At 58.6% G+C, this 6201-nt stretch carries 4 protein-coding genes, 1 tRNA gene and 2 pseudogenes; all 7 read left to right on the top strand.

Features of this window, described 5'->3' with window-relative positions:
* Positions 1 to 221, top strand: a pseudogene (locus AC1DVH_RS24740) (ABC transporter permease); the annotation flags it as partial.
* Positions 218 to 907, top strand: a complete 690-nt coding sequence (locus AC1DVH_RS24745) for an ABC transporter permease (RefSeq protein WP_477756030.1) — start codon at positions 218 to 220, stop codon at positions 905 to 907. The pseudogene AC1DVH_RS24740 and the gene AC1DVH_RS24745, both read left to right, overlap by 4 nt.
* Entirely contained in the window at positions 888 to 2117 is a 1230-nt protein-coding gene (locus AC1DVH_RS24750) for a methyltransferase (RefSeq protein WP_477756031.1), read from the top strand. Before AC1DVH_RS24745 ends, AC1DVH_RS24750 begins: the two co-directional genes overlap by 20 nt.
* 344 nt (positions 2118 to 2461) lie before the next feature.
* The gene (locus AC1DVH_RS24755) at positions 2462 to 3286 is read left to right on the top strand and encodes an FkbM family methyltransferase (RefSeq protein WP_477756032.1); all 825 of its coding nucleotides are present in this window, start codon (positions 2462 to 2464) and stop codon (positions 3284 to 3286) included.
* A gap of 78 nt (positions 3287 to 3364) precedes the next feature.
* Positions 3365 to 3440, top strand: a tRNA-Thr gene (locus AC1DVH_RS24760).
* A gap of 164 nt (positions 3441 to 3604) precedes the next feature.
* Positions 3605 to 4933 carry a tyrosine-type recombinase/integrase gene (locus AC1DVH_RS24765; protein WP_477756033.1) on the top strand — a complete coding sequence of 443 codons (1329 nt, stop codon included), beginning with the start codon at positions 3605 to 3607 and terminating at the stop codon, positions 4931 to 4933.
* A 903-nt stretch (positions 4934 to 5836) separates the two neighbouring features.
* Positions 5837 to 6201: pseudogene (locus AC1DVH_RS24770) on the top strand (integrase domain-containing protein); the annotation flags it as partial.

Raw genomic sequence — 6201 nt, forward strand, 5'->3', positions numbered from 1 at the left:
ACCTGTTCATGATCCTGATGAAAGACACCGCGCTGGTGTCGGTGATCGGCCTGGAAGAAATCATGCGTCATGCGCAAATCGGCGTGACCGTCTCCAAACAGCCGTTCACCTTCTTTATGGTGGCCGCGTTCATGTACCTGGGCCTGACGGTGCTGGCGATGACCGGCATGCACTTCCTGGAAAAACGCGCCGCTCGCGGCTTCGCGAGGAGCACCCAATGAACTGGGAAGTCATCATCAAGTGGCTGCCGAGACTGGCCCAGGGCGCGACCCTGACCCTGGAACTGGTGGCCATCGCCGTGATCGCCGGTTTGCTACTGGCCATTCCACTGGGCATCGCCCGTTCGTCGCGCCTGTGGTGGGTGCGGGCATTTCCCTACGGCTACATCTTCTTTTTCCGTGGTACGCCGTTGCTGGYTCAGCTGTTCCTGGTCTACTACGGCCTGGCGCAGTTCGACGCGATTCGAAACAGCTCGATGTGGCCGTACCTGCGCGATCCGTTCTGGTGCGCCACGGCGACCATGACCCTGCACACAGCGGCCTACATCGCCGAGATCCTGCGCGGCGCCATCCAGGCGATTCCACCGGGCGAGATCGAAGCGGCACGGGCACTGGGCATGTCCAAACCCAAAGCGCTGCTCTATATCATCCTGCCGCGCGCCGCGCGCATCGGCCTGCCGGCCTACAGCAACGAAGTGATCCTGATGCTCAAGGCCAGCGCCCTGGCCAGCACCGTGACCTTGCTGGAACTGACTGGCATGGCCCGCACCATCATTGCCCGGACCTACCTGCCGGTGGAGATCTTCTTCGCCGCCGGCATGTTCTACCTGGTGATGGCCTATGTGCTGGTGCGCGGCTTCAAGCTGCTGGAGCGCTGGCTGCGCGTCGATGCCTGCCAAGGGCGTTGAGGATTGCGTGTTGACGGGCGAGGCCCTGCTCGCCCGTTTCACCGCGCTGGATGCTTTTCTGACAGAGCATCAGGCACTGTGGAAACCTCGGCCGTTCACTCATCGGCAACTTCCCTGGGAAGCGTCCTACCCGGAGTTAGCCGCATGGCTACGCGAGCGAACGCTGGAAGACGCGGAAAACGCTCACAACCAACCTGCCCTCCTGAATGCACCGGAACCCTTTGCTTGCTTGGCAACGATGTCCGTTGCCTTGAGTGCCGTGGATGAATTGCCCGCACGCGCGCTTGAAGCGGCCGGCCATCGGTTGAACGTCGATGTGCCGGGGCGCAAATGGCAACAGATCGAAGCCTTCGCCAGTCGATTACAGTTTTCCGAGGCACCGCGGCATTGGCTGGACTGGTGCTCGGGCAAGGGACATCTGGGGCGCCGCCTGCTGCAAGCGGGGCAACAACTGACATGCCTGGAATACGACCCGGCACTGGTCACCAGCGGCCAGGCACTCAGCCAACGTCATCACCTGCACGCACTGCATATCGAACAGGATGTGCTCGCGGCAGACGCAGCTGCTTTACTGAGTGCGTATCACACGCCCGTCGCGCTTCACGCCTGCGGTGATTTGCATGTGCGATTGATTCAACTCGCCAGCGCAACAGGCTGCAAACAAATCGCCATTGCGCCGTGCTGCTACAACCGGATCGGTCTTGCCCAATACTCGCCGATTTCCTCAGCCGCCAAAGGCTCCGGCTTACAGCTTTCCCTCGACGACCTCGCGCTGCCCATGAGTGAAACCGTTACCGCCGGTGCCCGCGTGCGACGTCAACGCGACACCTCCATGGCCCGGCGTCTGGGCTTCGACTTGCTGCAACGGCAACTGCGCAGCATGGACGAGTACCTGCCAACCCCTTCCCTGCCCAGCGCCTGGCTGGACAAACCTTTCGCCGATTACTGCCATCACCTGGCCGCGCTAAAAGAGTTATCCACAATCGGCCCGCAAGATTGGCCAGCTCTCGAAGCCGCCGGTTGGCAGCGACTGGCCGAAGTCCGCAACCTTGAGCTACTGCGTGGACTGTTCCGACGTCCGCTGGAACTTTGGCTGGTCCTTGACCGGGCACTTTTCCTCGCCGAACAGGGTTACAGCGTCCGCGTCGGCACCTTCTGCGACACCCCGCTCACACCACGTAATTTCCTGCTCCTGGCCGAACGCGCTTAAACACATTCGACCTGTGGATAACTCTGTTGATGGAATTATCGTGGATCCAATATTCATGCCAGTTTCAGGGCTAAAACCATATTGTTTATTTTTTGTACACTTGGATAAAAAATCGAAAAAACAGGCATTTGCGGACAAATGAGAACGGATCCACAAATTCGACCTAAACCCAGTGCGCTGCCGATGGCATTGTGCATAAGCATTTAATCAAAACGACATAAATGCCTAATCCCGGACCGCAGACAGGGGAAATTGCACCGCTGCACTTCTCTTGATATACACAAACGCCAGGGCGCCAGCATACGCGGCCACGAACAAGAACATTCTTCCGACAGGATGCGCCAGTGACTTTCATTTCCTACGCACAGAATTTCGAAGACATACGCCTGTGGCGCGCCCTCAAAACCGTCGAGAACGGCTTCTACATCGACGTCGGGGCAAACCATCCCACCCATGACTCGGTCACCAAGGCGTTCTACGACCACGGCTGGACCGGCATCAACATCGAACCGATGCCCAACTACTACCAAGCCCTTTGCCAGCAACGCCCCAAAGACACCAACCTGCAGTGCGCGGCCGGGGAAAGTGCTGACGACCTGACCTTCTACGGCATCGCCGGCACCGGCCTCTCGACCCTCGACCCGGCCATGGCCAAAATGCACAAAGACGCCGGCATGGACGTGCGCAGCCAAACGATCAAGTCCCGCACCCTGACCTCCATCTGCGAAGAACACGCCCAGGGCCGCGCCATCCACTTCCTCAAAATCGATGTCGAAGGCCACGAAGAAACCGTCCTGCGTGGCATGGACTTCACCCAATGGCGACCATGGGTAATCCTCATCGAAACCCCTTGGGACCGCGACCAGACCTGGGAAAACCTCGTCATTGACGCCGGCTACCAATCCATCCTGTTCGATGGCATCAACACCTACTACCTCGCCGAAGAACACCTGAACCTCAAACCCGCCTTCGACATCCCGCCGTGCAACCTGGACGAATTCCAGTTCTGCAAAGGCCACAACTTCAGCCACCCCATCGGCGACGCCGAACACCAGCTCGCCGCCGCCCTGCAACGCGCCGAACAGGCCGAAGCACAGCTGCGCGCAATGCAAAACAGTCGAACCTGGAAAGCCATTCAGAAACTCAAGAAAACCCTGCTGCGCGCCTGACCTGAAGCCCGAACAAAAATAGTCAGAATTCAGGGGTTTACAGAAGCCAACCAATCGCTATAATCGTCGCCCTGACACGCCGGTATAGCTCAGATGGTAGAGCAACTGACTTGTAATCAGTAGGTCCCGGGTTCGATTCCTGGTGCCGGCACCACATTAGGCTCCATTGCATTCCACTGAATGCTCTGGAAGCCCCGAAAACCCGCCCTTTGGCGGGTTTTTTCGTTCCAGGACCCTCCGTCGGGATCCAACAAAATCCCCCTTCCCCGAGGGTATGTTAGGGGTACTGCGATTTCCCGGTCAGGAGCGCGTACCCCTATGCCACGTCTTGCGATCCCCCTCAGCGACCTGCAATGCCGCACGGCCAAAACCCGCGAACGCGCCTACAAACTGTTCGACGGCGGAGGCATGTACCTTTTCGTCAAACCCAATGGCGTGAAGACCTGGCGCTTGAAGTACACCAAGCCCAGCGGCAAGGAAGGCACGCTCATCATCGGCAATTACCCCATCGTTACCCTTTCCGTCGCACGACGTAAGCGAGACGAAGCCAAGGCGTTGCTGCTCGACAACCTCGACCCAATGGAAGAAAAGAAGAAGGCCAAGATCGTAGCCCAACGGGCGGCACTGCTTTTCGAAACCGTTGCTCTGGAGTGGCACGCCGACATGTCCCGTCGCTGGACCGAAGGACACGCAAAAACCGTGATGAGCCGACTGCGTACCCACGTCTTCCCGCTGATCGGCCAACGACCCATCGCCGAACTCGATACCCACGACCTGCTAGAAATCACCCAGCGCATCAAGGAACGCGGCACCATGGATGTGGCGTTAAGGGTACAGAACTACTTATCCACCATCATGCGCGGGGCCAAAAGAGCTCGGCAGATCACCATGAATCCTGCACTGGATTTGGCAGGCTCGATTCACGCGCCGCGCACAGTCCATCGCCCGGCCCTATCCCTCAACCGCCTACCCGAACTGCTACAACACATCGACAACTACAACGGTCGCGAGCTGACGCGCCTTGCCGTCCTGTTGACGTTGCATGTATTCGTCCGCTCCAGCGAACTACGCTTCGCTAGATGGAGTGAGTTCGACCTTCAACGCGCCATGTGGGAAATCCCAGATACGCGCGCACCGATTGAAGGGGTACGCAACTCCACACGCGGGACCAAAATGAACGGCGACATTCAAATGGTTCCGCTATCGCCGCAGGTCATCGAAATACTGGAGCGCCTGCGCAGCCTCAGTCGCTTTTCAGAGTTGGTGCTACCGGGCGACCACAAGTACTGGAAGCCCATGTCCGAGAACACGGTGAACACCATGCTCCGCAACGTCGGCTATGACACCAGCAAGGACGTGTGCGGCCACGGCTTCAGGACCATGGCCTGTAGCGCCCTGCTTGAGTCCGGGTTATGGACCGACGCAGCCATCGAAAGACAAATGAGCCACAAGGAACGCAACCGTGTGCGCGCCGCGTATATCCACAAAGCTGAATTTCTGGAGCAGCGCCGGCTGATCATGGCGTGGTGGAGCAACTACATCGACGCCAACCGCCATGGGCATGTGACGCCCCACGAATTCGCTCACCCGGTCGGTGACAACATTACCGCCCTACAAAATAGCCGTGGCGCATCCAAACGTGGGTAAGCCAATGAGATCACCGCAGTCCGCCCTTCCACGCGGGTCCATCCAAGCGGGGCTGCAAAGCCGCCCTGCTTGGATGGACCTCATTTAAAAAATCTAAAGCCCACGCAACTGTCTGTGGAAAACCACTGATTTCCACCGGTGGATAATTTCATCCACAGCTGCAGAGTTCCCGAAAATTCGAGCCTTGACCCAAATTATCCACAGGCGTAGAAAAGATCGGGCAAGCGCTGTCGTTGACAGCAACCCAGGTAGCCAGAACCTTTAAGGCTACGCCACACCGTGGTGGTTCTCCCAAAGTGCGATTAGCGTCCGGCGGCTCGCACGCTCACAGCGATGTGATGGATGCCTACTTTTACCAGTGTGCCCACTGCGGCAACTTCCCCCTTTCATAGCTGCCTTGCAGCAACCTATCTGCTTGGCCATTTCCTTGCGCCAACCTGCGCCCGTCTCTTTCTCCCGGAAAGAGACGGGCGCTCCTACCGCTGCTGCAGCCCAACTCGTACAAGGCTTTGTGGCATTCCCCCTCGTGACAATCAGCGTGACAAACACCGAAGTCACCAGCAACAGCGATGCAGATGATGGTGCCGCAGCCCAAGGAATGGACTGCACCTGACTGACAGTCAGGCGTGCCCCGGTCATCGCGTCACTGCCTTCACCCGACTCACGATCTCGCGGCGTTGGTCTCGTCAGCCAATGCAGCCTCCACCCGCCCACTTCCTTGGAAGTGTTCAGGAGACCAGATCATGAGATGCCCAAGCTCCCGGTCGTAAAGAGCCGTCAGTCCCGCGTCAGTGGACAACCCTCACAGGCCGCAGGGGCCTTGATCCCTGATAACACTCAACATTCTTGGCGGGATGACGTGAGGGAAGGTTTCAACGGTTTGGCTTCGAGAGGAGCTCGGTCATGGCATTGGTCGGTAGGCGGGATGGGCGCAATTTTGGTTATGGCCGGCAGCTGAGCTATGTCGGACCGCAGGCGTTGCGCGACCTATTTGGCGACGGGCACTACGGCACGGTCAAAGCTCACAGTGATCGGTGGCAAGCGTTTGTACGCTGGTGTCGTTCGGAGGATGGACCAGAGTTTAACGATGCGCGGCGGATTGATCGGCAGACCTTGCTGGACTACGCCGGACATCTGCGTCAGCAAGTTGAACAAGGCGCTATCGACATCGCCACCGCGCAAAACCGATTGTCCAGCGTGAACCGGCCCCTGGCTGCGCTTCGCGGTGATCAATATGTGAAATTACCGAATCCGAGCAAGGCCTTGGG

It is taken from the genome of Pseudomonas sp. P4_C3 (assembly GCF_056402075.1).